We start from the raw sequence: 246 nt of genomic DNA, 5'->3' as shown, positions 1-246 counted from the left end.
AACGCCGACCGCCGAGACGGCGGGGACGGATGCCGTGGCGTCGGAGCCCATCACGCGTGCGAGGATCGGCGGTCGACCCAGTCGAAGACGAGGCGCCGGTCGGCGATCAGCCACCCGCCCGGGGTGCGGGCGAACGCGTCCAGGTACCGGATCGACATCGTGAGCAGCTCGCGGCCCGCGCCCTCGTCGAGCACGTGCATCGCGAGGCAGTAGGTCTCGCCGGTGGCGGTGTCTCCGTCGACGTCG

General features: G+C 72.8%; 1 protein-coding gene. It reads right to left on the bottom strand.

Going from position 1 to position 246, the window contains the following annotated elements:
* Positions 1-50: 50 nt before the first annotated feature.
* Positions 51-246 (bottom strand): nuclear transport factor 2 family protein (locus ACZ3HH_RS30905; RefSeq protein ID WP_465810506.1); only part of this gene is annotated, 196 nt, incomplete at its 5' end.

The sequence above is a fragment of the Pseudomonas sp. PME37.24/025 genome, from assembly GCF_055556615.1.
The sequence above is the reverse complement of the archived record's forward strand: the minus strand, read 5'-3'. Positions and strand labels throughout refer to the sequence as shown.